This window comes from Streptomyces sp. NPDC085866 (assembly GCF_044541035.1).
Lineage (GTDB): Bacteria > Actinomycetota > Actinomycetes > Streptomycetales > Streptomycetaceae > Streptomyces.
On record NZ_JBITSQ010000034.1, the window covers coordinates 1 to 25,742 of the forward strand.

The 25,742-nt window shown below is 70.9% G+C and carries 15 protein-coding genes, 1 tRNA gene and 1 rRNA gene; 13 read left to right on the top strand and 4 right to left on the bottom strand.

The window, feature by feature from the left end; genetic code table 11:
- The 3 genes from rrf to ACIF83_RS45405 all read left to right on the top strand — a co-directional run.
- Positions 1 to 83, top strand: a 5S ribosomal RNA gene (rrf, locus tag ACIF83_RS45395); the annotation flags it as partial.
- Positions 84 to 197: 114 nt separating this feature from the next.
- Complete coding sequence (locus ACIF83_RS45400) at positions 198 to 860, top strand: DegT/DnrJ/EryC1/StrS family aminotransferase (protein WP_399736511.1); 663 nt, start codon at positions 198 to 200, stop codon at positions 858 to 860.
- A gap of 84 nt (positions 861 to 944) precedes the next feature.
- A tRNA-Thr gene (locus ACIF83_RS45405) sits at positions 945 to 1,017 on the top strand.
- Between the two features lie 73 nt (positions 1,018 to 1,090).
- Here the strand turns inward: ACIF83_RS45405 and ACIF83_RS45410 are convergent.
- Positions 1,091 to 3,847, bottom strand: coding sequence for a SpoIIE family protein phosphatase (locus ACIF83_RS45410; protein ID WP_399736483.1), 2,757 nt, complete (start codon positions 3,845 to 3,847; stop codon positions 1,091 to 1,093).
- Positions 3,848 to 4,257: 410 nt separating this feature from the next.
- Here ACIF83_RS45410 and ACIF83_RS45415 point away from each other — a divergent pair, with 410 nt between their 5' ends.
- The 10 genes from ACIF83_RS45415 (at position 4,258) to ACIF83_RS45460 (ending at position 19,060) form a co-directional block, all read left to right on the top strand.
- On the top strand, positions 4,258 to 9,717 hold the full coding sequence (locus tag ACIF83_RS45415) for a HAMP domain-containing protein (protein ID WP_393480806.1): 5,460 nt from the start codon (positions 4,258 to 4,260) through the stop codon (positions 9,715 to 9,717).
- Positions 9,718 to 9,990: 273 nt separating this feature from the next.
- Positions 9,991 to 10,671, top strand: coding sequence for a two-component system response regulator (locus tag ACIF83_RS45420; RefSeq protein ID WP_393480808.1), 681 nt, complete (start codon positions 9,991 to 9,993; stop codon positions 10,669 to 10,671).
- A 124-nt stretch (positions 10,672 to 10,795) separates the two neighbouring features.
- Positions 10,796 to 13,540, top strand: a complete 2,745-nt coding sequence (locus ACIF83_RS45425) for a DNA translocase FtsK (RefSeq protein ID WP_393480811.1) — start codon at positions 10,796 to 10,798, stop codon at positions 13,538 to 13,540.
- 278 nt (positions 13,541 to 13,818) lie between these two features.
- Entirely contained in the window at positions 13,819 to 14,664 is an 846-nt protein-coding gene (locus tag ACIF83_RS45430; RefSeq protein ID WP_398141330.1) for a helix-turn-helix domain-containing protein, read from the top strand.
- A gap of 93 nt (positions 14,665 to 14,757) precedes the next feature.
- On the top strand, positions 14,758 to 16,230 hold the full coding sequence (gene rimO, locus ACIF83_RS45435) for a 30S ribosomal protein S12 methylthiotransferase RimO (protein ID WP_393480816.1): 1,473 nt from the start codon (positions 14,758 to 14,760) through the stop codon (positions 16,228 to 16,230).
- On the top strand, positions 16,227 to 16,988 hold the full coding sequence (gene pgsA, locus ACIF83_RS45440) for a CDP-diacylglycerol--glycerol-3-phosphate 3-phosphatidyltransferase (protein ID WP_393480817.1): 762 nt from the start codon (positions 16,227 to 16,229) through the stop codon (positions 16,986 to 16,988). The genes rimO and pgsA overlap by 4 nt, the downstream gene beginning before the upstream one ends.
- On the top strand, positions 16,985 to 17,530 hold the full coding sequence (locus ACIF83_RS45445; RefSeq protein ID WP_393480820.1) for a CinA family protein: 546 nt from the start codon (positions 16,985 to 16,987) through the stop codon (positions 17,528 to 17,530). Before pgsA ends, ACIF83_RS45445 begins: the two co-directional genes overlap by 4 nt.
- A 109-nt stretch (positions 17,531 to 17,639) precedes the next feature.
- Positions 17,640 to 18,014: a helix-turn-helix domain-containing protein gene (locus tag ACIF83_RS45450; protein WP_393480823.1), complete on the top strand. Its 375-nt coding sequence runs from the start codon at positions 17,640 to 17,642 to the stop codon at positions 18,012 to 18,014.
- A gap of 201 nt (positions 18,015 to 18,215) precedes the next feature.
- Positions 18,216 to 18,686 (top strand): Dps family protein, encoded by a 471-nt coding sequence (locus ACIF83_RS45455; RefSeq protein ID WP_399736490.1) that lies wholly within the window; start codon positions 18,216 to 18,218, stop codon positions 18,684 to 18,686.
- Between the two features lie 95 nt (positions 18,687 to 18,781).
- Positions 18,782 to 19,060 (top strand): hypothetical protein, encoded by a 279-nt coding sequence (locus tag ACIF83_RS45460; protein WP_393480828.1) that lies wholly within the window; start codon positions 18,782 to 18,784, stop codon positions 19,058 to 19,060.
- On the opposite strand, the gene ACIF83_RS45465 is transcribed toward ACIF83_RS45460, so the two are convergent.
- From ACIF83_RS45465 to ACIF83_RS45475, 3 genes are all read right to left on the bottom strand, one after another.
- A complete protein-coding gene (locus tag ACIF83_RS45465; RefSeq protein WP_398141328.1) occupies positions 19,008 to 19,772 on the bottom strand; it encodes an SDR family NAD(P)-dependent oxidoreductase in 765 nt (254 codons plus the stop codon). The two genes, ACIF83_RS45460 and ACIF83_RS45465, sit on opposite strands and share 53 nt — an antisense overlap.
- Before the next feature lie 32 nt (positions 19,773 to 19,804).
- Positions 19,805 to 20,650, bottom strand: coding sequence for an Fpg/Nei family DNA glycosylase (locus tag ACIF83_RS45470; RefSeq protein ID WP_393480833.1), 846 nt, complete (start codon positions 20,648 to 20,650; stop codon positions 19,805 to 19,807).
- A 75-nt stretch (positions 20,651 to 20,725) separates the two neighbouring features.
- On the bottom strand, positions 20,726 to 25,732 hold the full coding sequence (locus ACIF83_RS45475; protein WP_399736495.1) for an ATP-dependent helicase: 5,007 nt from the start codon (positions 25,730 to 25,732) through the stop codon (positions 20,726 to 20,728).
- Positions 25,733 to 25,742 lie beyond the last annotated feature (10 nt).

A 25,742-nucleotide genomic window follows, 5' to 3' on the forward strand; every position in this document is an offset into this window, starting at 1 on the left:
ACATTCCGAACCCGGAAGCTAAGCCTCACAGCGCCGATGGTACTGCAGGGGGGACCCTGTGGGAGAGTAGGACGCCGCCGAACAAATTTTGAAAAGGTCGGACCCTGAACTTCGGTTCAGGGTCCGACCTTTTTACGTTTTGCTTAACGTGTCGTTCACGTTGCGCACCGAGCATCCAGCACATGGGTACTGCTGCAATGCTCAGGGCCGCCGGCGTCGGAGCCGGTGACGAGGTCGTCGTACCGGCCTTCGGGAACGTCGAAGTGGCCGAGGCCGTGACCCTGGCGGGCGCGCTCCCGGTGTTCGCCGACATAGATCCGGTCACCTACTGCCTCGACCCGTCGGCCGTGGAAGCGGCCGTAACTCCTCGAACCGTCGCGGTCGTTGTCGTCCACCGCTTCGGCCGGCGCGCGGACATCACGCGGCTGCACGAGGTCGGACAGCGGCACGGGCTGCTCGTGCTGGAACAGGGTGAGTCCGAGGCGCCGTACGACGAGATGGCGCAGCGCAGGGAGCGGGCCGCCTATCTCGACGCCAAGCTGAAAGGCGTGAGCACCCCGGACGGGGGCGACGGACACACGTATCAGCAGTACGTGGTGCGGGTGCCGGGCAATGGCCGGCCGGACCGCGATGCCTTCGCGCGGGCCCTGCGGGCCAAGGGAGTTGAGTGCCGCGTTCCGGTGAAGACGCCCGTGCACCGACTGCCCGAGTTCCGGCGCTGTGTGGCGTTGCCGGAGACCGAGCGGGCCGCGGACGAGACACTCTCGCTGCCCGTGGACGCTTCCCTGACGAAGCGTGAGATGCAGCGGATCGTCTCTGCCTGCAACGCCCTTGGGGGTTTGCTCCAGCCCGCCTTCTGAACGGGCACCGAACGAATTTGGGAAACGAGCCTGTTCGGGGTACTCTTTTCTTGTCGCCGCGAGGGAAACCTCGAAAACGACAAGGCCCCCATAGCTCAGTCGGCAGAGCGTCTCCATGGTAAGGAGAAGGTCAACGGTTCGATTCCGTTTGGGGGCTCAACAAAGAAGGCCTCGCCCTATCGGGCGGGGTCTTTGTCGTATGTGCGGGTGCCCGGGCGGGCCCGGGGGCCTCAGCCCTTGTGAAGCCCCGGGACCCGCATCGCCAGGATCGCCATGTCGTCGGACGGGGCGTCGGACGCGAAGCGTTCCACGGCGCGCATGATGCGTGCCGCGACCGCGCCCGCGGTGAGGCCCGTGCACGTGGTGAGGACGTCGGCGAGGCCGTCGTCGCCCAGCATGCGCGTGCCCTCGCGGCGTTCGGTGACGCCGTCCGTGACGCAGAGCAGGACGTCACCGGGGTCGAGGGTGACCGTCTCCTCGTACAGCTCCAGGTCCTCGATGACGCCGAGCAGCGGCTGGGGCTCGGCCGCAGCCGCCACCGCGCCGTCCTGCCGCAGCCGCAGCGGGAGGGGGTGGCCGGCGCAGACCACCTTCAGCTCGGCGCTGCCGTCCTCCTGCGGCCGCAACTCGCCGTACAGCAGGGTCAGGAAGCGGCTGCGGTCGCCCTCGTCGAGGATCGCGGAGTTCAGGCGCTCGAGGACCGCCGGTCCGGACAGGCCCTCGCGGGCCAGCAGGCGCAATGCGTGCCGGGCCAGGCCCGTGACTGCCGCCGCGTTCGGGCCCGTACCGCAGACGTCGCCGATCGCGAAGCCGTAGGCGCCGTTGCCGATCGGGAAGAGGTCGTAGAAGTCGCCGCCGACCTCGTTGCCCTCACCGGCCGCGCGGTAGATGACCTCGACCTCGACGCCGTTGATGTGCGGCAGGCCGGGCGGGAGCAGGCTGCGCTGGAGGGACTGGCTGATGGCCGTGCGCTCCGAGTACAGGCGGGCGTTGTCCAGGGCGAGTGCGGCCCGGCGGCTGAGGTCCTCGGCCAGTTCGAGGATCTCCTGCCGGAAGTGCTCGTCGGTGGGCTTGCCCAGGGTCAGCATGCCGATGACGCGGTTGCGGGCGACGAGCGGTAGGACGACCGTCTCTCCGCCGACGGCGGAGGCCGTCGCGAGCGTCGGGCCGATGCCCGAGGCGACCTGGCGGGTGGGGCCGCCGGCCAGGCCGAGGCTGCGCATCGAGGAGCGCAGGGCCGCCTGGTGGGCGACCTCTCCGGGGGCGGTCCAGACCCGGGCGCCGGGCGTGGGTACCGGGTCGGGCGGGGGGACCTTCGACAGCAACGACTTGATGCCGTCGATGAGTTCCTCGTCCTCGTGCAGCACGTACGACAGGTACGGCTCGGAGGCCTGGTCGGCGATCGTGTAGACGGCACACCAGGTGGCCAGCGTCGGGACCGTCATCTGGGCCATCAGGGCCAGGGTCTGGTCGCGGTCCAGGGTGCCGGCCAGCAGGTCGGAGGCCTCGACCAGGAAGCTCAGGGAACCACGGCGCAGCCGTTCCAGTTCACCGAGGCGGGCCGATTCGACGGCCAGAGCGATGCGGTCGGCGGCGAACTGCAGGCGCAGCGCCTCCTCGTTGGAGTACCGGCCGGGCGCCTCGGCCGCCACGCCGAGGGAGCCCGTGAGGCGGCCCTCGACCTTCAGCGGGACGGTGACGACCGAGCGCATGCCGGTGCCGGACAGCAGCGGTACGGCGCCGGGTACGGCGGTGAGGTCGTCGTGGACGGCGGGCATGCGCGCGGAGCCGTAGCGGCCGGGGCCGGCCTCGACCGGGACTCGGGCGAAGCGCTGGCGGGCGGAGGGCAGGCCGGTGGAGGCCCGGACCTCCAGCTCGGTCTCGTCGTCGGTGGCGAGCAGCAGGAACGCGGAGTCGCCGTCGAGCATGTCGCGGGCCCGCTCGACCGTGCGCTGCAGCAGGCCGTCGAGGTCGTCCGGGGCGGGGGAGCCGATGAACACCTCGAAGGGGTCGGTGTTCTGGCCGTCGGAGCCGGTTGTCTGGTCGGTGGTGGGGACGCGCAACGGCGTCTGCAGGACGGCGCGTTCGTGGTCCCGTACGAGGAGGCACACGGTGGAGGGTTCGCCGCCGGTGTCGCGGACCCTGAGGTGGGAGGCGTAGACCGGGGCCACGCGGCCGTCGGAGCCGCGGACGCCGTAACTGCCCTCCCAGCGTGAGAGCTGGAGGGCCTCGGCGATGCCGGTGCCGGTGCCCGGGGTGTGCGGCCAGGCGGCGAGGTCGGTGAGGGGCTTGCCGATGACCTCGGGGGCCGGGTAGCCGAACAGCTCCTCCGCGTCCTCGTTCCAGGCGCTGATGGAGCCCTTCCGGTCGATCTGGAGGACCGCGACGCGCACCCGGCCGTCGGCGAGCGGGAGGAGGTCGGCAGGCAGGGAGGGGCCGGCGGCGCGGGTGCCGACCGGACGCTCGGGCAGATCGAGATGGAACCAGACGTTCTTGTGAGTGGGGGTGTAGTCCACGCCCCACCGGGCGGCCAGGGCCGCGCACAGCTGAAGGCCGCGGCCGCCTTCGCGGTCGGGGCTGCCCATGGAGGTCGGCGAGGCCTGCAGGGGGACTTCGCGCTCCGGGTAGCGGTCCGAGACCTCGATGCGCACGCCGTCCTCGGTGCGCAGGCACAGCACTTCCGCGTGTGTGCCCGCGTGCACCACCGCGTTGGTCACCAACTCGCTGGTGAGGACCACCGCGTCGTCGACGACGTCGGCGAAGCCCCAGCCCTGGAGGGTGTCTCGGACGAAGGACCGGGCGGTCGCGACGGACCGCCCGACGGGCTCGAAACTGGCGGCCGCGCGCGCGGTGATCACAAAACTCCTCGGCCGGTTGTCGACGTGCAGGGCAGCGTGGCCGGCCGGCTCGCGCCGCTGCTGCGGCATCCGCTCGCCCGTCGGCCGTGGCTCCGGGGTATGTCCCCCGGGGATCAGTCCGGTGGTCATGGTTTGCGGCCGCCCCTCCGATGCCCGCTCGTGCTCGTGCCACCGCCCAGGCCGGTCGGACCGGTGTGGCTGGACAGCCGCATGCAAGGTTACTTACCTTCGCCCTCCGAGCGGATGCCGGTCGCCGGTGTTTACGCCCCCAGGGTGTGCGGACGATGTGCGAAGCTGCCGAACTGTTATGGCCTGGTTCGGCCGGGGTGAAACACTGGGCAAGCTTCTGATGAAGGTCCGGTCATGCTGCGTGTGTTCCGTGTACGGAGGGCAGTAGCCCCTGGTGTGGCCGGATCTCGTCTGACAGAAATACCGAGCAGTAACGAGTACGCGGAAGTATCCGGTAAGCCGGGTGATCGGCCTGCCGGGCCGACGCGGTGAGCACGGCAGTGATGGTCTACCCCTTCGGGAGGGACACAGTGGAGTCTGGCGCAGCGACGCGGGGCACGAAGACGCGCGCGAAGGGCGGACCGTCCCTGGGCAGGAACGGCGGTACCACCGCCGTGGACACGGCTGCCCTGAACCGGCTGCTGGCGGCCCTCGTGTCGATGCGTGACGGCAACTTCCGCAAGCGGCTCACGGTGTCCGGCGACGGTGTGATGTCGGAGATCGCCGCGGTCTTCAACGAGGTCGCCGACCGGAATCTGCATCTGACCGGTGAGCTGTCGCGGGTGCGGCGCATGGTCGGGCGTGAGGGAAAGCTCACGGAACGGCTGGAGACGGGCGCCTGCGAGGGCTCGTGGGCGGCCGCGATCGACAACTCCAACGCGCTGGTCGACGATCTCGTCTGGCCCGTCTCGGAGGTCAGCCGGGTCCTGACGGCCGTCGCCGAGGGTGATCTGTCGCCGCGGATGGACCTGCGCACCCAGGCGCCCGACGGCACCGGGCATCCGCTGCGGGGCGAGTTCCTGAAGGTCGGCCGTACCGTCAACAATCTGGTCGACCAGCTGTCGACGTTCACCGACGAGGTCACGCGCGTGGCCAGCGAGGTCGGCACAGAGGGCAAACTCGGCGGCCAGGCCCGGGTGCGTGGTATGTCCGGTTCGTGGAAGGACCTGACCGAGTCCGTCAACACGATGGCGAACCGGCTCACCGCTCAGGTGCGCGACATCGCCCTGGTGACGACGGCGGTCGCGCGGGGTGACCTCTCACGCAAGGTCACCGTCCATGTCGCCGGCGAGATGCTGGAGCTGAAGAACACCGTCAACACGATGGTGGAGCAGCTGTCCTCCTTCTCCTCCGAGGTGACCCGGGTCGCCCGTGAGGTGGGCACCGAGGGCATTCTGGGCGGCCAGGCGCAGGTGCCCGGGGTGGCCGGCGTGTGGAAGGAGCTGACCGACTCCGTCAACACGATGGCGGGCAACCTGACCGCGCAGGTGCGGGGGATCTCCCAGGTCACGACGGCGGTCGCGAACGGTGACCTGTCGCAGAAGGTGACGGTTCCGGCGCGTGGCGAGGTCGCGCAGCTCGCCGAGACGATCAACCAGATGACGGAGACGCTGCGGATCTTCGCGGACGAGGTCACACGTGTGGCCAACGAGGTCGGTGGGGAGGGACGGCTCGGCGGGCAGGCGAACGTGCCGGGCGCGGCCGGTACCTGGAAGGACCTGACGGACTCCGTCAACACGGTGTTCCGGAATCTGACCACACAGGTGAGGGACATCGCCGCGGTGACGACCGCAGTGGCGAGCGGCGACCTGTCGCAGAAGGTCACGGTGGACGTGGCCGGCGAGATGCTGGAGCTGAAGAACACCGTCAACGGCATGGTGGACCAGCTGTCGGCGTTCGGTGCCGAGGTGACCCGGGTCGCGCGGGAGATCGGCGTCGAGGGTGAACTGGGCGGCCAGGCGCAGGTGTCGGGTGCGGCCGGAACGTGGAAGGACCTGACGGACTCCGTCAACACGGCGTTCCGCAACCTGACCGGTCAGGTGCGCAACATCGCCCAGGTGACGACGGCGGTGGCCAACGGTGACCTCTCCCAGAAGGTCACCGTCGACGTCTCCGGCGAGATGCTCCAGCTGAAGAACACCGTGAACACGATGGTGGACCAGCTGTCCTCGTTCGCCGACCAGGTCACGCGGATGGCCCGGGACGTGGGTACGGAGGGCCGGCTGGGCGGGCAGGCCCGGGTGGACGGTGTCTCGGGCACCTGGAAGGAGTTGACGGACTCCGTCAACTTCATGGCCGGAAACCTCACCTCGCAGGTGCGCAACATCGCGCAGGTGACGACGGCGGTGGCCAACGGTGACCTCTCGCAGAAGATCGACGTCGACGCGCGCGGGGAGATCCTCGAGCTGAAGAACACCATCAACACGATGGTCGACCAGCTCTCCGCCTTCGCGGACCAGGTGACCCGGGTCGCCCGGGACGTGGGTACCGAGGGGCGGCTCGGCGGTCAGGCGCAGGTGCCGGGCGTGGCCGGTGTGTGGCGGGACCTCACCGACTCCGTGAACGGCATGGCCGGCAACCTCACCGCCCAGGTGCGCAACATCGCCCAGGTCGCGACCGCCGTGGCCCGCGGTGACCTCTCCCAGAAGATCACCGTGGACGCGCGCGGGGAGATCCTGGAGCTGAAGAACACCCTGAACACGATGGTCGACCAGCTGTCGTCGTTCGCCCAGGAGGTCACGCGTGTGGCCCGTGAGGTGGGCACGGAGGGCATCCTCGGCGGTCAGGCCGAGGTCCAGGGCGTCTCCGGCACCTGGAAGGACCTCACGCAGTCCGTGAACTTCATGGCGAACAACCTGACCATCCAGGTGCGCAACATCGCCGAGGTCACGACGGCGGTCGCCAAGGGCGACCTCTCCAAGAAGATCACCGTCGACGCGAAGGGCGAGATCCTCGAGCTCGTCACGACCGTCAACACGATGGTCGACCAGCTGTCCAGCTTCGCCGAGCAGGTGACCCGGGTGGCCCGTGAGGTGGGCACCGAGGGCATCCTGGGCGGCCAGGCGCACGTTCCGGGTGTCACGGGCATCTGGAAGGACCTGAGCAACAACGTCAACCTGATGGCCAACAACCTGACCATGCAGGTGCGGAACATCTCCCAGGTGGCCGCGGCCGTCGCCAACGGTGACCTGACGCGTCAGGTGACGATCGAGGCGAGCGGTGAGGTGGCGCAGCTCGCCGACACCTTCAACACGATGGTGAAGACGCTGAGTTCGTTCGCCGACCAGGTCACCAAGGTGGCCCGTGAGGTGGGCACGGACGGCATCCTGGGCGGTCAGGCGCACGTACCGGGTGTGGCCGGTACGTGGAAGGACCTCACCGAGTCCGTGAACCAGATGGCGTCCAACCTGACCGGTCAGGTGCGCAACATCGCCATGGTGACCACGGCCATCGCCAAGGGTGACCTGACGAAGAAGATCGACATCGACGCCCGCGGTGAGATCCTCGAGCTGAAAACGACGATCAACACGATGGTCGACCAGCTGTCCAGCTTCGCCGAGGAGGTCACCCGGGTCGCCCGCGAGGTGGGCACCGAGGGGCAGCTCGGCGGTCAGGCACGCGTGCGTGACGTCGACGGCACCTGGCGGGACCTCACCGAGTCGGTGAACGAGATGGCCGGGAACCTGACCCGGCAGGTGCGCGCCATCGCGCGCGTGGCGACCGCGGTGACCCGCGGCGACCTGAATCTGAAGATCGACGTCGACGCGTCCGGCGAGATCCAGGAACTGCAGGACTACATCAACAAGATGATCGCCAACCTGCGCGACACCACGATCGCCAACAAGGAGCAGGACTGGCTCAAGGGCAACCTCGCCCGCATCTCCGCGCTGATGCAGGGCCGCCGGGACCTGGAGGACGTGGCCTCGCTCATCATGAGCGAGCTGACGCCGGTGGTCTCCGCGCAGCACGGCGCGTTCTTCCTGACGATGCCGCTGATGGACGGCCAGGACCTCAGCGGCGACGCCGAGGACCGCTACGAGCTGCGGATGCTCGGCTCGTACGGCTACTCGATGGGCTCCATGCCGACGTCGTTCCGGCCCGGTGAGGCGCTGATCGGCACGGCCGCCAAGGAGAAGCGCACGATCCTGGTCGAGAACGCGCCGAGCGGCTATCTGAAGATCTCCTCCGGGCTCGGCGAGGCCCCGCCCGCCCAGGTGATCGTGTTGCCGGTCCTCTTCGAGGGCAAGGTGCTCGGCGTGATCGAGCTGGCGTCCTTCACGCCGTTCACGCAGATCCAGAGGGACTTCCTCAACCAGATCGCGGAGATGATCGCGACCAGCGTCAACACCATCTCGGTCAACACCAAGACCGAGCAGCTGCTGAAGCAGTCGCAGGAACTGACCGAGCAACTCCGTGAGCGGTCGGCGGAGTTGGAGAACCGGCAGAAGGCGCTGCAGGCCTCCAACGCCGAACTGGAGGAGAAGGCCGAGCTGCTGGCCCGGCAGAACCGGGACATCGAGGTGAAGAACACCGAGATCGAGGAGGCGCGGCAGGTCCTGGAGGAGCGCGCCGAACAGCTCGCGGTGTCGATGCGCTACAAGAGCGAGTTTCTCGCCAACATGTCGCACGAGCTGCGCACACCGCTCAACTCGCTGCTGATCCTGGCCAAGCTGCTCGCGGACAACGCGGACACCAACCTCACCCCGAAGCAGGTGGAGTTCGCCGAGACCATCCACGGCGCGGGCTCCGACCTGCTCCAGCTGATCAACGACATCCTCGACCTGTCGAAGGTCGAGGCGGGCAAGATGGACGTCTCTCCGACGCGTATCGCGCTCGTCCAGCTCGTGGACTACGTGGAGGCCACTTTCCGGCCGTTGACCGCGGAGAAGGGCCTGGACCTGTCCGTACGGGTCTCTCCGGAGCTGCCCGCGACCCTGCACACCGACGAGCAGCGGCTGCTGCAGGTGCTGCGGAACCTGCTGTCGAACGCGGTGAAGTTCACCGACTCCGGGTCGGTGGAGCTGGTGATCCGGCCCGCCGGTACCGGTGTGCCGCAGGTCATCCGTGAGCAGTTGCTGGAGGCCGGCTCGCTCAGTGATCCGGACGCGCCGCTGATCGCGTTCTCGGTGACCGACACTGGCATCGGTATCGCGGCCAGCAAGATGCGGGTGATCTTCGAGGCGTTCAAGCAGGCGGACGGCACGACCAGCCGCAAGTACGGCGGCACGGGCCTCGGCCTGTCGATCTCGCGGGAGATCGCGCAGCTGCTCGGCGGTGAGATCCACGCGCAGAGCGAGCCGGGCCGCGGCTCGACGTTCACGCTGTACCTGCCGCTGCACCCGAGCGAACTCCCGCCGCAGGGCTACCAGCAGTCCGTGACCCCGCTGGAGGCCGGCGAGCTGGTCGCCTCCGCGGTCGGGCGGTCGTCCGAGCTGTCCGCCGTGGAGATCGAGACGCCGGCGGAGGTGAAGTCGTACCAGGAGACGCAGAACGGCGCCGCCGCGCTCTTCCGGCGCCGCCGCCGGAGCCTGCCGCCGGTCGAGTACCGGCCCGAGCAGTGGGCGACGGTCGGCGAGCAGGAGAGCACGCCTCAGCCGGCCCGCGCGGTGCGGTTCGGCGGTGAGAAGGTGCTGATCGTCGACGACGACATCCGCAACGTGTTCGCGCTCACCAGCGTCCTGGAGCAGCACGGGCTGTCGGTGCTGTACGCCGAGAACGGCCGCGAGGGCATCGAGGTGCTGGAGCAGCACGACGACGTGGCGGTCGTGCTGATGGACATCATGATGCCCGAGATGGACGGCTATGCGACGACCACGGCGATCCGGAGGATGCCGCAGTTCGCCGGGCTGCCCATCATCGCGCTGACTGCGAAGGCGATGAAGGGCGACCGGGAGAAGGCGATCGAGTCGGGCGCCTCCGACTATGTGACGAAGCCGGTCGATCCGGACCATCTGCTGACGGTCATGCGGCAGTGGATGCGTGAGGAGTGACGGGATGACCGGCGCGGATGTGAACGCTGCGGGAACCCTGGGCGTGCACACGGAGTTGTCGTTCCGAAGGGACCGGGGACGTATGGGAATCCCGGATTCCGGGAACTTTCCGGTCTCTCGCGGCGTTTCCGTTGCGTGCACAGTGACATCGCGGTGACAGGGTGTGGCGACGGGCGGGGTGCGGCTACGATGACCGGCACAAGGACGGGCGGCGAAAGGGAGTCGTCCCCTGGGGCGGCGCCCGGTGTACCGCCGGGGCGAGGAGGGCGGGCCATGGTGCAGAAGGCCAAGATCCTCCTGGTCGATGACCGGCCGGAGAATCTGCTGGCGCTGGAGGCCATCCTCTCTGCGCTCGATCAGACGCTGGTGCGGGCATCGTCCGGGGAGGAAGCGCTCAAAGCACTGCTCACGGACGACTTCGCGGTCATTCTGCTGGATGTCCAGATGCCGGGCATGGACGGTTTCGAGACCGCCGCGCACATCAAGCGGCGGGAGCGGACCCGGGACATCCCGATCATCTTCCTCACCGCGATCAACCACGGTCCCCACCACACCTTCCGGGGCTATGCGGCGGGCGCGGTCGACTACATCTCCAAGCCGTTCGACCCGTGGGTGCTGCGCGCGAAGGTGTCCGTCTTCGTCGAGCTGTACATGAAGAACTGCCAGCTGCGCGAGCAGGCGGCACTGCTGCGGCTCCAGTTGGAGGGCGGCGGCAAGGGCGCGGTCGGCGGCAAGGAGTCGGCCGGGCTGCTCGCCGAGCTGTCCGCGCGGCTCGCGGCCGTCGAGGAGCAGGCGGAGGCGCTGTCCAAGCAGCTGGACGACGAGTCCGCGGATGCGGCCGCCGTGGCCACGGCGGCCCATCTGGAACGCAAACTCACCGGGTTGCGCCGCGCGCTCGACGCGCTGGAGCCCGGCACGGGCAGCGGGACCGCGTCGGTGTCGACGCAGAACTGACGCTCGCGGGGAGCGCAGTTACCCATGAGCGTGCGTCAGTTCCGCGCCCCGGCAGGGGCGACACGAACGGGTGAAGCAGTGGGCACGCGTGTCCACTGTCGTCTCCCCCGGTAACCTCACACCCATGGCCTCACGTCCCTCCGCAGCCAAGAAGCAGCCCGCGAAGAAGGCGGCCGCTCCCGCGAAGGCTCCGGCGAGGAAGGCCGCCGCGAAGAAGGCTCCGGCCAAGAAGGCGCCCGCCAAGAAGGCTCCGGCCAAGAAGGCCGCGCCCCCCAAGCCGGCACCGAATCCCACGGGGGGTGTGTACCGGCTCGTGCGCGCCGTCTGGCTCGGTCTCGCGCACGCGGTCGGCGCCGTCTTCCGGGGCATAGGGCAGGGTGCGAAGAACCTCGACCCGGCCCACCGCAAGGACGGCGTCGCGCTGCTGCTCTTCGGCATCGCGCTGATCGTCGCCGCCGGTACGTGGGCCGATCTGCGAGGCCCCGTCGGCGACCTGGTGGAGATCCTGGTCACCGGCGCCTTCGGCCGACTCGACCTGTTGGTGCCGATACTGCTCGCGGTGATCGCCGTACGGCTCATCCGGCACCCGGAGAAGCCGGAGGCCAACGGGCGGATCGTGATCGGCCTGTCCGCGCTCGTCATCGGCGTGCTCGGCCAGGTCCACATCGCCTGCGGCTCGCCCGCCCGCAGCGCAGGCATGCAGGCCATAAGGGACGCCGGCGGCCTCATCGGCTGGGCTGCGGCGACCCCGCTGACGTACACCATGAGCGAGGTGCTCGCCGTACCGCTGCTGGTGCTGCTGACGATCTTCGGGCTGCTGGTGGTGACCGCCACACCGGTCAACGCCATCCCGCAGCGGCTGCGCGCACTCGGCGTGCGCCTGGGCCTGCTGCCCGACCCGGAGGAGTACGAGCCCTCCGAGGACGACACGCGCTACGAGGAGCAGTGGCGCGAGGAGCTGCCCACGCGCGCCCGAAAGCGCCGGAGCGCCCCCCAGGCGTACGACCCCGGCAACGCCGAGGAAGAGGCCCTCTCGCAGCGCCGCGGCCGCCCCCGGCGCTCCGCGGTGCCCCAGCCCGATCTGCAGCGCCAGATGGACGCGGTGGACGTCGCGGCCGCCGCCGCTGCCGCCCTCGACGGTGCCGTTCTGCACGGCATGCCGCCGTCCCCGCTCGTCGCCGACCTCACCCAGGGCGTGAGCGTGGGCGACCGCGAGGAGACCACACCGGTGCCCGCTCCGTCGCCGGAGCCCACGTCGGCGCCGGTTCCCGCGCCCGCCGGGCGCCCCAAGCAGGAGAAGCTGAAGGTCGCAAGCGTCCCCGACCTCACGAAGGCGGCCCCCGAGGAGCCCCGTGACCTGCCCGCGCGCGCGGAGCAGCTCCAGCTCTCCGGGGACATCACCTACTCGCTGCCGTCGCTGGACCTCCTCACCCGCGGAGGCCCGGGCAAGGCCCGCAGCGAGGCGAACGACGCGATCGTCGACTCCCTGCGCAACGTCTTCTCCGAATTCAAGGTGGACGCCGACGTCACCGGGTTCACCCGAGGCCCGACGGTCACCCGCTACGAGGTCCAGCTCGGCCCCGCCGTGAAGGTGGAGCGGATCACCGCGCTGACCAAGAACATCGCGTACGCCGTGGCCAGCCCGGACGTGCGGATCATCAGCCCCATCCCGGGCAAGTCCGCGGTCGGCATCGAGATCCCGAACACCGACCGGGAGATGGTCAACCTCGGCGACGTGCTGCGCCTCGCGGAGTCCGCCGAGGACGACGACCCGATGCTGGTCGCCTTCGGCAAGGACGTCGAGGGCGGGTACGTGATGCACTCGCTGGCGAAGATGCCGCACATGCTCGTCGCCGGTGCGACCGGTTCCGGCAAGTCCTCGTGCATCAACTGCCTGATCACCTCGGTCATGATGCGGGCGACCCCGGAGGACGTCCGGATGATCCTGGTCGACCCCAAGCGCGTCGAGCTGACCGCCTACGAGGGCATCCCGCACCTGATCACGCCGATCATCACCAACCCCAAGCGGGCCGCCGAGGCGCTGCAGTGGGTCGTACGCGAGATGGACCTGCGCTACGACGACCTGGCCGCGTTCGGCTTCCGGCACATCGACGACTTCAACCAGGCCATCCGCGACGGCAAGGTGAAGCTGCCCGAGGGCAGCGAGCGGGAGCTGCACCCGTACCCGTACCTGCTGGTGATCGTGGACGAGCTGGCCGACCTGATGATGGTCGCGCCGCGGGACGTCGAGGACGCGATCGTGCGCATCACGCAGCTCGCGCGCGCGGCCGGCATCCACCTGGTGCTCGCCACCCAGCGCCCGTCGGTCGACGTGGTGACCGGCCTGATCAAGGCCAACGTGCCCTCCCGGCTGGCGTTCGCCACCTCCTCGCTGGCCGACTCCCGGGTCATCCTCGACCAGCCCGGCGCCGAGAAGCTGATCGGCAAGGGCGACGGCCTGTTCCTGCCGATGGGTGCGAACAAGCCGACCCGTATGCAGGGCGCGTTCGTGACCGAGGCCGAGGTCGCGGCCGTCGTGCAGCACTGCAAGGACCAGATGGCGCCGGTCTTCCGGGACGACGTCACCGTGGGCACGAAGCAGAAGAAGGAGATCGACGAGGACATCGGCGACGACCTCGACCTGCTGTGCCAGGCGGCCGAGCTGGTGGTCTCCACCCAGTTCGGGTCGACGTCCATGCTCCAGCGCAAGCTGCGCGTCGGCTTCGCCAAGGCCGGGCGGCTCATGGACCTGATGGAGTCCCGGAACATCGTCGGGCCCAGCGAGGGCTCCAAGGCACGTGACGTTCTTGTGAAACCTGACGAACTGGACGGCGTGCTCGCGCTGATTCGCGGGGAGTCTGACGGGTAGGGCAGCGGGCCGCCCGGCGTGTCGGGTTTACGCCGGGTGGCGGCAGGACCGTGATCCACCCGTTAGAGAACGGCGAGCAACCGTTTCCCTTTGTCGCACGTCAAGTTGAGCGAAAGGACAGGCTCGGGGCTCACTGTGGGTTTTGCGCCTGGCCCGCCGTTGGGATGAGCGGCCGTTCCGATGGCGTACAAATCGCACCGCCCGGTCGCCCCACTCTTTCGCACCCCCCTAGACTGAACCTCCAGCACAGGTGGCTCACCCGCTCGAAAGGCGCCCCCGTGTCCATCGGCAACTCCCCTGAAGACGAGCGCCCGTTCCAGGACGCGTCCGAGGAAGCCCGTCCCTCAGTGGGACGCGCGCTGAAGCAGGCGCGCATCGAGGCCGGGCTCACCGTCGACGACGTCAGCAGCGCCACTCGTGTCCGCATCGCCATCGTGCACGCCATCGAGGCGGACGACTTCGCCCCCTGCGGCGGAGACGTGTACGCCCGTGGGCACATCCGCACGCTGGCCAAGGCCGTACACCTCGACCCCGCACCGCTGATCGCGCAGTACGACGCGGCGCACGGCGGGCGGCCCGCACCCACTCCGGCGGCGCCCCTGTTCGAGGCGGAACGTATCCGCCCCGAGCGGCGCGGGCCCAACTGGACCGCGGCCATGGTCGCCGCGATCGTCGCCGTCGTCGGCTTCGTCGGATTCACCGCCTTCAAGGGCGGCGACAGCGGGAGCGACGCCAAGTCACAGGTGGCCGACGGCGCCACCTCGCCCACCCCCAGCAAGGCCGCCTCGCCCACGCCCAAGAAGGACAAGCCCGCCGCACCCACCTCCGAGGCGTCCGACAGCGCCATCGCGGCCGCCCCGCAGGACAAGGTGACCGTCCAGGTCAGTGCGGCGGGCGGACGCAGCTGGATCTCCGCCAAGGACCACAACGGCCGGATGCTCTTCGACGGGCTGCTGAAGAAGGGCGAGTCCAAGACCTTCCAGGACAGCTCCAAGATCAACCTGATCCTCGGCGACGCCGGCGCGATCCAGCTCTACGTCAACGGAAAGAAGATCGAGGACAACTTCCAGCCGGGCGCTGTGGAACGCCTCACGTACACGAAGGGCGACCCCGAGGCCGGATGACAGGCCCTTGGGGGAGCGGACGCGAAGGGGTTGGCCAAGATCGGCCAACCCCTTCGACATGGGGTGTCTGACAGACGAAGTAGTCTTGAGCCCATGCCTGAACGCCGTACCGTCGCTCTCGTCACTCTCGGCTGCGCCCGTAACGAGGTGGACTCGGAGGAGCTCGCAGGCCGTTTGGAGGCGGACGGCTGGCAGCTCGTCGAGGACGCCGCGGACGCCGACGTCGCCGTGGTCAACACCTGTGGCTTCGTCGAAGCCGCCAAGAAGGACTCCGTCGACGCCCTGCTGGAGGCCAACGACCTCAAGGACCATGGCAGAACCCAGGCCGTCGTGGCGGTGGGCTGCATGGCCGAGCGGTACGGCAAGGAGCTCGCCGAGGCGCTGCCCGAGGCCGACGGTGTGCTCGGCTTCGACGACTACGCCGACATCTCCGACCGCCTGCAGACCATCCTGTCCGGCGGTGTCCACGCCTCCCACACCCCGCGTGACCGGCGCAAGCTGCTGCCGATCAGCCCGGCCGAGCGGCAGGAGTCGGCCGCCTCCGTCGCGCTGCCCGGCCACGGCCCGTCCGACCTCCCGGAGGGGGTCGCACCCGCCTCCGGCCCCCGCGCGCCCCTGCGCCGCCGCCTGGACGGCGCCCCGGTCGCCTCGGTCAAGCTCGCCTCCGGCTGCGACCGGCGCTGCTCCTTCTGCGCCATCCCGTCCTTCCGTGGCTCCTTCATCTCCCGCCGCCCCAGCGACGTGCTGAACGAGACGCGGTGGCTGGCCGAGCAGGGCGCGAAGGAGATCATGCTGGTCTCCGAGAACAACACCTCCTACGGCAAGGACCTGGGCGACATCCGCCTGCTGGAGTCCCTGCTGCCGGAGCTGGCCGAGGTCGACGGCATCGAGCGGGTGCGGGTGAGCTACCTGCAGCCGGCCGAGATGCGCCCGGGGCTGATCGACGTCCTGACGTCCACCCCGAAGGTCGTTCCCTACTTCGACCTGTCCTTCCAGCACTCCGCGCCCGACGTACTGCGCGCCATGCGCCGCTTCGGGGACACCGACCGCTTCCTGGAGCTGTTGGACACCATCCGCAGCAAGGCTCCCGAGGCCGGTGTGCGCTCCAACTTCATCGTCGGCTTCCCCGGCGAGAGCGAGTCGGACCTGGCCGAGCTGGAGCGCTTCCTGAACGGCGCCCGTCTGGACGCCATCGGCGTCTTCGGCTACTCCGACGAGGAGGGCACGGAGGCGGCGACGTACGAGAACAAGCTCGACGAGGACGTCGTCGCCGAGCGCCTGGCCCACATCTCCCGGCTCGCCGAGGATCTCGTCTCGCAGCGCGCCGAGGAGCGCGTCGGCGAGACCGTGCGCGTCCTCGTGGAGTCCGTGGACGAGGAGGAGGGCGTGTACGGCCGTGCGGCGCACCAGGCGCCGGAGACGGACGGGCAGGTGCTGCTCACGAGCGGCGAGGGCCTGAGCGTCGGACGTATGGTCGAGGCGAAGGTGGTCGGTACGGAAGGTGTCGACCTGGTTGCCGAGCCGCTGACCGGCTCGCTCGCGTGTAGTGAGGAGGCGGGCAGATGACCGGAGTCCCGGCATCCGCCGCGGGCGGCTCCTCCGGCGCGCAGGGCGCACGGGGTTCCGCCGCCGCTGACGACGGCGCTGTTTCCGAGGTCTCCGGTTCTGCTTCCGACTCCGCTGCCGAAGGTGCGAAGCCCGCGCGCGGCGCGAAGATCGCGGCCGCGGCCGTCAACCAGGCCAGCCTGTGGAACGTCGCCAATCTGCTGACGATGCTCCGGCTGCTGCTGGTGCCCGGTTTCGTGGCGCTGATGCTGGCGGACGGCGGCTACGACCCGGCCTGGCGCTCGCTGGCCTGGGCGGCCTTCGCCGTCGCCATGATCACCGACCTGTTCGACGGGCATCTGGCGCGCACCTACAACCTGGTCACCGACTTCGGGAAGATCGCCGACCCCATCGCCGACAAGGCGATCATGGGGGCGGCGCTCATCTGTCTGTCCGCCCTGGGTGATCTGCCGTGGTGGGTGACGGCCGTGATCCTCGGCCGGGAACTCGGCATCACACTGATGCGTTTTCTGGTCATTCGCTACGGCGTGATCCCCGCGAGCCGGGGCGGCAAGCTCAAGACGCTCACCCAGGGCGTGGCCGTCGGGATGTACGTCCTGGCACTGACGGGGTGGCTGGCCACCCTGAGGTTCTGGGTGATGGCCGTGGCGGTCGTCCTCACCGTCGTCACCGGCCTCGACTACGTGAGACAAGCCATTGTGCTGCGCCGGCAGGGAATCGCCGAGCGCGCGGCCGCGTTGGAGGAGAAGCAAGCGTGAGTTCCCCGGCCACCGAACTGGTGCGACTACTGACCGTGAGGGGCGAGAGCCTCGCCGTCGCGGAGTCGCTCACCGGTGGTCTTGTCGCGGCGGAGATCACGGCCGTCCCTGGGGCGTCCAAGGTCTTCCGGGGTTCGGTCACCGCCTACGCCACCGAGCTGAAGCACGAGCTGCTGGGGGTCGACGCCACTCTGCTGGCGGCGCAGGGGGCGGTGGATTCGCAGGTCGCGGCCCAGATGGCGGCCGGGGTCCGCAAGGCCCTGGGAGCCGACTGGGGTATCGCGACGACCGGGGTCGCCGGGCCCGAACCGCAGGACGGCAAGCCCGTCGGGACGGTCTTCGTGGCCGTCGACGGGCCCCTCATCTCCGACTCCGGTTCTGCCGGTGGCGGAAAAGTGGCGGCCCTGCGGTTGAACGGCGACCGTGCGGAAATTCGTATGGAGAGTGTACGGAGCGTACTCGCACTGCTTCTGAGGGAGCTTGCGGGCGAACAGACCGGGAATGAGCGGGCACAGGATACGGAACGGAACGGGGGGTTTTGATGTTTACAGCCCTGAGTGAACACGACATCGCTCCCCGCACGGCCGCGGCGCGAGGCGGTACGGTGGGGCGAGAAGGATGCGGCTACGCGGTCCGAGGAGGGAGCCACCGATGATTCTGCTCCGTCGCCTGCTTGGTGACGTGCTGCGTCGGCAGCGCCAACGCCAGGGCCGTACTCTGCGCGAAGTCTCCTCGTCCGCCCGAGTCTCACTCGGCTATCTCTCCGAGGTGGAGCGGGGGCAGAAGGAGGCTTCCTCCGAGCTGCTCTCCGCCATCTGCGACGCGCTGGACGTACGGATGTCGGAACTGATGCGAGAGGTGAGCGACGAACTGGCGCTCGCCGAGCTGGCCCAGTCCGCCGCGGCCACCGAGCCCGTGCCCACGCCGGTCCGTCCGGTGCTGGGTTCCGTGTCGGTGGCTGGCGTGCCACCGGAACGGGTGACCATCAAGGCGCCCGCCGGGGCGGTGGACGTGGTCGCCGCGTGACGTCCGTGGGCGCGGCTTAGCGACCCGGAAGGTGTGAAGCCCCGGCCGGGCTTCCCCAGGGAGACCTGGGGAAGCCCGGCCGGGGTTTTCGTTTTGCTCCGGGCGTGTGATTTGCGTCTCTTTTGCCTCCATTTGCCGGTATTCGGTGGGGCGGTCATCGTGGAGGGACGTGCCTGCGCCGAAACCGCCGGAGGGAACTGGATGTACGTCGTGAAGAGCCCGTTGCCCGATGACGAACTGAAGACCGTGTCCGAGGCGCTGCACGGCGCCCTGGTCGACCTGGTGGACCTCTCGCTGGTCGCCAAGCAGATCCACTGGAACGTCGTCGGCCCCCGCTTCCGGTCCATCCACCTCCAGCTCGACGAGGTCGTCGACTCCGCCCGCACCCACTCCGACACGGTGGCCGAGCGGGCGTCCGCCCTCGGCGTCCCGCCCGACGGGCGCGCGGCCACGGTGGCCTCCGCCAGCGGTATCGGGACCGCTCCGGCCGGTTGGATCAAGGACGCGGACGCAGTCCGCACGATGGTGGACGCCCTCGGCGCGGTGATCACCCGGATGCGGGAGCGAGTTCAGGGGACCGGGGACGCGGATCCGGTGTCCCAGGACATCTTCATCGGGATCACGGCGGACCTGGAGAAGCATCACTGGATGTTCCAGGCGGAGAACGCGTGAGCGTGTCGGAGTGCCCGGTGTTGCATCGGTGAGCCCTCGGTGCGCCTCCCGCGCGGGTCACGAGACGTTCTAGCTTCCCGCTGGAGGTGGCGGCCATGGTGGGGCGGATACTGCGCTGGGGGGCCGCGCTCGGGCTCGGGGCGGTCTGGTGGTGGGCGGTGCTGCGGATCGCGGTGGGGTCCGGCGCAGGGGTGCTCGAAGGGGCCGTCGCGGTCAGCGGATGGGGGCTGAGCGTACTGCCGGTGCACTGTGTGTCCAAGAGGCGTGCGGTGGGAGCCGTGGAAACGGGGCGGTGGGCGGCCGCCTGGCGGGCCGAGGACGCTACCAGGGCATCGCCACGCCCCCGTTCGGACGCAGGATCTGACCCGTCGTGAACGCCGACGCGTCCGATGCCAGGTACAGCACCGTGTGCGCGACGTCGTCCGGCTCGCCGACCCGGCCCAGCGGGGACATCCGGGCCATCAGGGACTCGGTGTGCGCCTGTGCCTCCCGGTCGTGACGGTCGGTCATGGGCGTCCGGATCCAGCCCGGCGCGACCGCGTTGACCCGGATACCGTGCCGGCCGACCTCCGTGGCCAGCGTCTTCGTCAGCTGGATCACGGCCGCCTTCGCCGCGCCGTAGCAGAGCAGTCCGGGGCCGCCGGTGTCGACCGCACCGGAGGCCATGGTGACGATGCTGCCCCGGGTGCCGTGGGCGAGCATCAGCCGGGCCGCCTCCTGGCAGGCGTGCAGCACGCCCTTGAAGTTGACGTTCAGGACCCGGTCCAGGTCCTCGTCCCGGGTCTCGAGGACCGGGCTGCTGTGCATGATCCCGGCGATCGCGGCCATGACGTCCAGGCGCCCGCAGGAACGGACGGCCGTCGTGAGGGCGGTCCGGTCGGTGACGTCGACGACGTGTGTGCGGGCCGTGCCGCCGCGGTCCTCGATCAGCTCGGCCGTGCCGTGCAGGCCGTCCGCGTCCAGGTCGGCGCAGTGCACCGCGGCTCCCGCCGACGCGAGCAGGACGGCGGAGGCTCGGCCGATGCCGCCGGCTGCTCCGGTGACGAACGCGGTGCGTCCGGTGAGGTCGTACGCCTTGAGGGGCATACAGGGACGGTACGAGCGTTTCTGACGGTCCGTCAATTAGTCGGACGGGGATAGCGGTTGCGCCACCGCTGCGCCGTCCCCGGTGCCGGTGCGGGGCCTGTCTGGCAGGACGGGCACCAGTAGGTGGGGCGCTCCTGGGATCCGTCGCCCTGATCGGCCACCCGGACCGGCGTGCGGCAGCGCAGGCAGGGGCGGGATGTGCGGCCGTACACGAACAGGTCCTGCCGGCGCAGACCCGTGGTCTGGCGGACCGGGCGGTCGCGGTTGGCCTCCAGGAGCTTCTTGGCGAGGGCGGGCAGCTTGGCGGCGCGGTCCGCGGGCAGGGCGCCGACCGGCAGCCAGGGCGTCACGCCGAGCAGGAAGCACAGCTCGCTCTTGTAGACGTTGCCGATGCCGGCGAGATTGCGCTGGTCGAGCAGGGCCTCGCCGAGGGGGCGGGCGGGGTCCGCGAGGAGGTTGGCGAGGGCACGCTCGGGATCCCAGTCCGGGCCGAGCAGGTCGGGGCCGAGGTGACCGACGACGCGCTCCTCCTCGCCGGTGCGCAGGAACTCCAGCACCTGGAGGCGATAGCCGACGGCGGTGCGGTCGGCGGTGCCGAGGATCGCCCGGATCTGGTGCGCCGGGCCGCCCCGCCAGCGCTCGTCAGTGCCGTACACCTTCCAGGCGCCCTCCATGCGCAGGTGTGTGTGGAGGGTCAGGTCGCCCTCGAAGCGGGTGAGCAGGTGTTTGCCGCGCGGGGTCGTGCCCAGGACCGTACGGCCCGTGAGGTCGACCGTCGCGTATTTCGGCACCCGGAAGTCGCTGCGGGTCAGCGTTTTGCCCGCGAGGGCCTCGTGCAGCCGCCGCGCGGCCTGCCAGACCGTGTCACCTTCGGGCATGCGTCAAGGGTGCCACGGTGGGGTGACGCCGGGCGGCCGTGCGCGGGGGGCCGATGTGGCCCGGGATCGCCGTGCTCAGGCTCTCAGGCGCAGACCGCGCGGCGTGGCGATGAAGCCCGCTGCCTCCAGCAGGGTGCCCAGGGGAGAGGTCAGGGCCTGGGCGCCGTTGATCCGCTCCACCGTGACCGTGCCGAGCGAGCCCGCGCGGGCTGCCGCGGCCAGGGCCTCGGCGGCCGTACCCAGCCGTGGATCGTCGGTGGCGGCGGCGTCCGGGTCGGAGGGCCAGGCCAGCAGCGTCTTGCCGCCGCGCTCCATGTACAGCGTCAACTCGCCCTCCACCAGCACGACCAGGGAACCCGCCTTGCGGCCCGGCTTGTGCCCGGCTCCGTTCGGCGGCTCGGGCCAGGTGAGTGCCGCGCCGTAGGCGTTGGCGGGGTCGGCCGCGGCGAGGACCACGGCGCGCGGGTCGGGGGACGACGAGCGCGTACGGCGGTCGCCGAAGCCGCGGTTCGCCGGTGAGCCGTACGGGGAGACCGCGCCGCCGCCACGGGGGCCTCCGTGGCCGGGGGCGGCGAAGGGGTCGGCGGGAGCGAGGTCGCGGGGGGAGACGTACTCGTCGGCGCGACGGCTCTCGGGTGGCCGGGTGAAGTCGCCGGACATGGCCGGGTGGTCCCCGGGCGGCCAGATGAAGTCGCCGTCGAGGCCCGGGTGGTCGAGTCCGGCGTCGGCCTGGTCGAAGACGTTCGGGGTGGTGTGGCCGCCGTCCGGGAACAGCGGGTTTCCGCTGCCGAAGCCGTACGGGACGCCCGGGGCTGGCAGGCCCTCGCCGCGTTCGCGGGCGTTGGACACCGCGCGTAGGCGGTCGACCGCGCCGTCCATCGCGAACTGGGCGGCCCCCAGGCCCTCGACCACGTAGCCGCGCCGCGCCTGACCGCTCTCCTCGAACGCCGACAGCACGCGGTACACCGCCGAGAAGCCGCCCTCGACGCCCTCCGCGGCGACCGCCCCCCGGGTGACCACGCCGTGCCGGTCGAGGAGAGTGCGGGCCAGCGCGTGGGCGCGCACCGTGGCGTCCGGCTCGGCCGCAGGGAGCAGGGCCCAGCGGCCGGCCACCGTGGGCGGGCCGGTGCGGGAGGCGGGGCGGGCGGCGGCCGTCAGGGAGCCGTAGCGGCCGCGCGGGACGGCGCGCTTGGCGCGGTGCGCCGTCGAGCCCGCCGTACGGCCCGAGCCCAGCAGGGAGCGCATCGGGGCGAGGGTGTCGTTGGTGAGCCGCCCCGACCACGCCAGGTCCCACAGGGCGTCGGCCAGTTGGGGATCGGTGGCGTCGGGGTGGGTGGTGGCGCGGACCTGGTCGGCGATCTGGCGGAAGAACAGGCCGTAGCCGCCGGAGAGCGCGTCAAGGACGGACTGGTGGAGCGCGGTCAGCTCCAGGGGATGCGGCGGCGGCAGGAGCAACGGGGCCGCGTCCGCCATGTACAGGGAGACCCAGCCGTCCTTGCCGGGCAGGGCGCCCGCTCCGGCCCACACCACCTCGCCGGCGGAGGTGAGTTCGTCGAGCATCGACGGTGTGTAGCTCGCCACGCGGGAGGGCAGGACCAGCTTCTCCAGCGCGGAGGCCGGTACGGAGGCGCCCTGCAACTGCTCGATGGCGCGCACCAGTCCGTCGATGCCGCGCAGTCCGTGGCCCTTGCCGATGTGCTGCCACTGCGGCAGGAACTGTGCCAGGGCGGCCGGCGACACCGGCTCCATCTCGTGCCGCAGCGCGGCCAGGGAGCGGCGGCGCAGCCGGCGCAGTACGGCGGCGTCGCACCACTCCTGGCCGATGCCCGCCGGGTGGAACTCGCCCTGTACGACACGGCCGTTCGCGGCCAGCCGTTGCAGGGCGCCCTCGGTGACCGCCACGCCCAGGCCGAAGCGGGCCGCCGCGGTGGCCGACGTGAAGGGACCGTGGGTGCGGGAGTAGCGCGCGAGGAGGTCGCCGAGCGGGTCCTTCACCGGCTCGGTGAACGCCTCGGGGACACCGACCGGCAGCGCCGTGCCGAGCGCGTCGCGCAGCCGGCCCGCGTCCTCGACGGCCGCCCAGTGGTCCCTGCCCGCGATGCGGACCCGGATGGCCCGGCGGGCGCCGGCCAGCTCCCGTGCCCACGGCGCCTCGGCACCCCGCTCGGCCAGCTCGGCGTCGGTCAGCGGGCCGAGCAGACGCAGCACGTCGGCCACGCCCTCCACGTCCTTGACGCGCCGGTCCTCCGTCAGCCACTGCAGCTCGCGCTCCAGCTCGGCCAGCACCTCCGCGTCGAGCAGCTCGCGCAGCTCCGCCTGGCCCAGCAGCTCGGCCAGCAGCCGGGAGTCCAGGGACAGCGCGGCGGCGCGGCGCTCGGCGAGCGGGGAGTCGCCCTCGTACAGGAACTGGGCGACGTACCCGAACAGGAGGGAGCGGGCGAAGGGGGAGGGCTCCAGAGTGGTGACCTCGACCAGGCGGACCTTGCGGGACTCGATGTCGCCCATCAGCTCCACGAGGCCGGGGACGTCGAAGACGTCCTGGAGGCACTCGCGGACCGCTTCCAGAACGATCGGGAACGAGCCGAACTCGCTCGCCACCTGCAGCAGTTGGGCCGCCCGCTGGCGCTGCTGCCACAAGGGCGTGCGCTTGCCGGGGTTGCGGCGCGGCAGCAGCAGCGCGCGGGCCGCACACTCCCGGAACCGGGAGGCGAACAGGGCCGAGCTGCCGACCTGGTCGGTGACGATCTGGTCGACCTCGCCCTTGTCGAAGGCGACGTCCGCCGCGCCCACCGGAGCCTGCTCGCTGTCGATCGCCGTGTCGAGGGGGGTGCCCGCCCTCATGGGCTCCTGGTCGAGCAGGTCCAGGCCCATCAGGTCGGCGTCGGGCAGACGCAGCACGATGCCGTCGTCGGCGTGCATGACCTGCGCGTCCATGCCGTACCGCTCGGAGAGGCGGGCGCCGAGCGCGAGGGCCCAGGGGGCGTGCACCTGGGCGCCGAAGGGGGAGTGGACGACGACCCGCCAGTCGCCCAGCTCGTCGCGGAAGCGCTCGACCACGATCGTGCGGTCGTCCGGGACATGGCCGCAGGCCTCGCGCTGCTCGTCCAGGTAGGACAGGACGTTGTCCGCCGCCCACGCATCCAGGCCCGCCGCGAGCAGGCGCGGCCGGGCGTCGTCCTTGGGCTGCGAGCCGACCTCGCGCAGGAACGCGCCCACCGCGCGCCCCAGTTCGAGCGGCCGGCCCAGCTGGTCGCCCTTCCAGAACGGCAGCCTTCCCGGCACGCCCGGCGCGGGGGAGACCAGCACCCGGTCGCGCGTGATGTCCTCGATGCGCCAGGAACTCGTGCCCAGTGTGAAGACGTCCCCCACCCGGGACTCGTACACCATCTCCTCGTCCAGCTCGCCGACCCGGCCGCCGCCCTTCTTGGGGTCGGAACCGGCGAGGAAGACCCCGAAGAGGCCGCGGTCGGGGATCGTGCCGCCGGAGGTGACGGCGAGGCGCTGGGCGCCCGGCCGGCCGGTGACCGTGCCGGCCACGCGGTCCCACACCACGCGCGGGCGCAGCTCGGCGAACGCGTCGGACGGGTAGCGGCCCGCGAGCATGTCCAGGGTCGCCGTGAACGCCGACTCGGGCAGCGAGGCGAAGGGGGCGGCGCGGCGGACCGTGGCGAGCAGGTCGTCGAACTGCCAGGTGTCCAGTGCCGTCATGGCGACGAGCTGCTGGGCCAGCACGTCCAGCGGGTTCGCGGGGACCTTCAGGGACTCGATGGCACCGGTGCGCATCCGCTCGGTCACCACGGCCGACTGGACCAGGTCGCCCCGGTACTTGGGGAAGACCACGCCGGTGGAGACGGCGCCCACCTGGTGCCCCGCGCGGCCGACGCGCTGGAGCCCGGAGGCCACCGAGGGCGGGGACTCGACCTGCACGACGAGGTCGACGGCGCCCATGTCGATGCCCAGCTCCAGGCTGGAGGTGGCGACCACGGCGGGCAGCCGGCCCGCCTTCAGGTCCTCCTCGACGAGGGCCCGCTGCTCCTTGGAGACCGATCCGTGGTGCGCGCGGGCGATCACCGGGGGCGCGCCCTGGGCCGCGCCCGAGCCGCCCATCAGCTCGGCCGGGGCATGATGCTCCTCCAGCGTCTCGCCGGTCGCCCGCTCGTAGGCGATCTCGTTGAGGCGGTTGCACAGCCGCTCGGCCAGGCGCCGGGAGTTGGCGAACACGATCGTGGAGCGGTGGGCCTGGACCAGGTCGGCGATCCGCTCCTCCACATGCGGCCAGATCGACGGCTTCTCCGCCCCCTCGTTCCCGTCGGCCGCCGGGGAACCGCCCAGCTCGCCCATGTCCTCGACCGGGACGACCACCGAGAGGTCGAACTCCTTGCCGGACTTCGGCTGGACGATCTCCACCTTGCGGCGCGGCGAGAGATACCGGGCCACCTCGTCCACCGGGCGCACGGTCGCCGACAGGCCGATCCGGCGGGCCGGCCTCGGCAGCAGCTCGTCCAGCCGCTCCAGGGACAGCGCGAGGTGCGCGCCGCGCTTGGTGCCCGCGACCGCGTGCACCTCGTCCAGGATCACCGTCTCCACGCCGGTCAGCGCGTCACGTGCGGCCGACGTGAGCATCAGGAACAGGGACTCGGGGGTGGTGATCAGGATGTCCGGCGGACGCGTGGACAGGGCCCGCCGCTCGGCGGCCGGGGTGTCGCCGGAGCGGATACCGACCTTCACCTCGGGCTCGGGCAGGCCCAGGCGCACGGACTCCTGGCGGATACCGGTCAGCGGGCTGCGCAGGTTCCGCTCGACGTCGACCGCGAGCGCCTTCAGCGGTGACACGTACAGCACCCGGCAGCGCTTCTTCGGGTCGGCCGGGGGTGGAGTCGAGGCCAGCTGGTCCAGGGCGGCGAGGAACGCGGCCAGTGTCTTGCCCGAGCCTGTGGGGGCCACCACCAGCACGTCCGAGCCCTCGCGGATGGCCTGCCACGCGCCCGCCTGGGCCGCGGTGGGCGCGGAGAACGCCCCCGTGAACCAGCCGCGGGTCGCGGGCGAGAAGCCGTCGAGGGCTCGATGTGCGGAGCTGACCATGCCACCCATC

What these genes read in the sequence shown, in the direction of transcription:
- ACIF83_RS45400 (WP_399736511.1), top strand. Translation starts at nt 198, where the DNA reads ATGCTCAGGGCCGCCGGCGTCGGAGCCGGTGACGAGGTCGTCGTACCG.
- ACIF83_RS45410 (WP_399736483.1), bottom strand. Translation starts at nt 3,847, where the DNA reads ATGACCACCGGACTGATCCCCGGGGGACATACCCCGGAGCCACGGCCG.
- ACIF83_RS45420 (WP_393480808.1), top strand. Translation starts at nt 9,991, where the DNA reads ATGGTGCAGAAGGCCAAGATCCTCCTGGTCGATGACCGGCCGGAGAAT.
- ACIF83_RS45425 (WP_393480811.1), top strand. Translation starts at nt 10,796, where the DNA reads ATGGCCTCACGTCCCTCCGCAGCCAAGAAGCAGCCCGCGAAGAAGGCG.
- rimO (WP_393480816.1), top strand. Translation starts at nt 14,758, where the DNA reads ATGCCTGAACGCCGTACCGTCGCTCTCGTCACTCTCGGCTGCGCCCGT.
- pgsA (WP_393480817.1), top strand. Translation starts at nt 16,227, where the DNA reads ATGACCGGAGTCCCGGCATCCGCCGCGGGCGGCTCCTCCGGCGCGCAG.
- ACIF83_RS45450 (WP_393480823.1), top strand. Translation starts at nt 17,640, where the DNA reads ATGATTCTGCTCCGTCGCCTGCTTGGTGACGTGCTGCGTCGGCAGCGC.
- ACIF83_RS45455 (WP_399736490.1), top strand. Translation starts at nt 18,216, where the DNA reads ATGTACGTCGTGAAGAGCCCGTTGCCCGATGACGAACTGAAGACCGTG.
- ACIF83_RS45460 (WP_393480828.1), top strand. Translation starts at nt 18,782, where the DNA reads ATGGTGGGGCGGATACTGCGCTGGGGGGCCGCGCTCGGGCTCGGGGCG.
- ACIF83_RS45465 (WP_398141328.1), bottom strand. Translation starts at nt 19,772, where the DNA reads ATGCCCCTCAAGGCGTACGACCTCACCGGACGCACCGCGTTCGTCACC.
- ACIF83_RS45470 (WP_393480833.1), bottom strand. Translation starts at nt 20,650, where the DNA reads ATGCCCGAAGGTGACACGGTCTGGCAGGCCGCGCGGCGGCTGCACGAG.
- ACIF83_RS45475 (WP_399736495.1), bottom strand. Translation starts at nt 25,732, where the DNA reads ATGGTCAGCTCCGCACATCGAGCCCTCGACGGCTTCTCGCCCGCGACC.